The 550-nt window shown below is 60.2% G+C and carries 1 protein-coding gene; it reads right to left on the bottom strand.

The annotated features are described in order from the left end of the window. Window positions 1-311: SOS response-associated peptidase family protein (locus tag EN884_RS37985; protein ID WP_164895519.1), on the bottom strand; the 311-nt coding region annotated here is incomplete at its 3' end. Window positions 312-550 lie beyond the last annotated feature (239 nt).

Raw genomic sequence — 550 nt, 5'->3', positions numbered from 1 at the left:
AGGCAACGGCGCGCGGCGTATGCTTTTCGGAACATGCCGTTGCTGGCAATCGTCTCGCACCGCGCATTGACAGGCGGTGGCCGCCCGCCGCCATCGCGCGCCCAGCCGGGAACCAGCCCCCACTTCGCAGAAAGGAAACCGGCCATGCTCGTGGAAAGCTCTTCACGTACAATGATTGGATAGGTCAGGCTGGGCGCGCCATTCCAGACCGGGAACCCGTTGCCCAAACGCTCAACGTCGCCAGGGTGCGCGAACTCGAAGCGCCGCACCATGTCCGGGATGGTCGATTTTACAAAAACGCGTCCACACATTCAGGTCGTCTCATTGACAAGGATCGAGGCCCGCCCAAGATGGGAACGGAGTGAGAACGTATCAAGGTTGTGGTGATGCCGAAGAAGCCAAAGGACGTAATGCTGCCAGCGGTCTCGGGCGTCACAATCGAAATCGATGACCGCGATAATCCCGAGGTCTGCCTTGTCGGGCTATTGACTGCCGAGGGGAAGCGATCCTTCACCCTGAGCGAAAACGGCGCTCGGATGATGGTCAAGGC

The sequence above is a fragment of the Mesorhizobium sp. M7A.F.Ca.AU.001.01.1.1 genome (assembly GCF_004022735.1).
GTDB lineage: Bacteria > Pseudomonadota > Alphaproteobacteria > Rhizobiales > Rhizobiaceae > Mesorhizobium > Mesorhizobium ciceri.
The sequence above is the reverse complement of the archived record's forward strand: the minus strand, read 5'-3'. Positions and strand labels throughout refer to the sequence as shown.